Consider the following 1,352-nt stretch of genomic DNA (forward strand, 5'->3'; position numbering starts at 1 on the left):
CTCGGCGAGCGCGCGGCCAGCAGGAAGTGCGACATCGCACCGATGCGCCGCACCGGATGCCACAGCGTGATCGACACGCACGAGCCGAGCAGCGTGCGCATGCGCAGCGGCGCCTCGCCTACCGCGTACTCGCCGGGCTGCAGCACCCGGTCGCCGGGCTCGGCGCTGTCGAATCGGATCGTGTTCCCCGCCATGCTGCGCTCACGGCTTGCGGTAGATCGACGGCGCCACCTGGGTCAGCGCCGTCGTGATGTCGTTCAGGCTCTCGGAGTGCCCGATGCAGAAGAACCCGCCCGGCTTCAGCTGCTCGAGGATGCGCGCCACCACCTGCCGCTTGGTGTCGCCGTTGAAATAGATCATCACGTTGCGCAGGAAGATCACGTCGAAGGCGGCGAGCCGCGGCAGCGTCGTGTTCAGGTTGACCTGCATGAACTGCACGCGGCTGCGCAGCGTGCGGTCGACCAGCAGCGTGCCCTGCTGCTCGTCGATGCCGCGCAGGCAGAAGCGCTTCAGGTAGCCCTGCGGGATCTGCCGGCAGCGCTCCATCGGGTAGTGCGCCTGGCGCGCGCGCTGCAGCACGCGGGTGCTGATGTCGGAGCCCGTCACCTCCCAGGCCGTGTCGCCCAGCGTGTCGGCCAGCACCATCGCGATGCTGTAGGCCTCTTCGCCGGTCGAGCTGGCCGCGCTCCAGACGCGGAACGGCTGCGAGCGGGTCGGGCTCGCCAGCGCGGCCTCGCGCAGCAGCTCGRAGTGCTTCGGCTCGCGGAAGAAGTAGGTTTCGTTGGTGGTCAGCAGGTYGACCGCGGTCTGCACCTCGGCCCCGTTCTGGCCGCTGGTCAGCAGCTTGAAGTACTCGCTGTAGCTGCCCAGGTTGCAGGCCTGCAGCCGCTTCGCGAGCCGGCCGCACACCAGCGCCTTCTTCGCCGACGACAGCGTGATGCCCGCCGCGTCGTAGATGAAGCGCTGGAACAGGCCGAACTCGTTGTCGGAGATGGTGTTCATCGTGCAGGTCCGCCGGGTCGATCCAGCCTGCCTCAGAAGCGGGCGAACTGCGATTCGTCGAGCGCGCCGGTGCCGTTCGCGTGCAGCGAGAAGCCGTTGTGCCCTGCAGCCGGTGCCGGCTTGCGCACGCCCGCCTTGCTGCCCTTGCCTGCAACGACCGGCTTGGCCGCCGGCTTGCGCGCTGCGCCCGGGCGCTGCCGCGGTGCATCGACCTGCGTCGCCAGCTTGAAGAACGACATCGTCTGCTGCAGCTGCTCGGCCTGGCTGCTCATCTCCTCCGACGTGGCCGCCAGCTCCTCCGAGCTCGACGCGTTCTGCTGCGTCGTCTGGCTCAGCTGGCTCACCGCCGC

The 1,352-nt window shown here is 69.2% G+C and carries 2 protein-coding genes and 1 pseudogene; all 3 read right to left on the minus strand.

The window, feature by feature from the left end; genetic code table 11:
• Positions 1–194: chemotaxis protein CheD (locus AC1D01_RS34855; RefSeq protein WP_477874112.1), on the minus strand; the 194-nt coding region annotated here is incomplete at its 3' end.
• Between the two features lie 7 nt (positions 195–201).
• Positions 202–1,002, minus strand: a complete 801-nt coding sequence (locus AC1D01_RS34860) for a CheR family methyltransferase (RefSeq protein ID WP_477874114.1) — start codon at positions 1,000–1,002, stop codon at positions 202–204.
• Between the two features lie 32 nt (positions 1,003–1,034).
• Positions 1,035–1,352, minus strand: a pseudogene (locus AC1D01_RS34865) (methyl-accepting chemotaxis protein); the annotation flags it as partial.

The sequence above is a fragment of the Rhizobacter sp. P3_B12 genome (assembly GCF_056402895.1).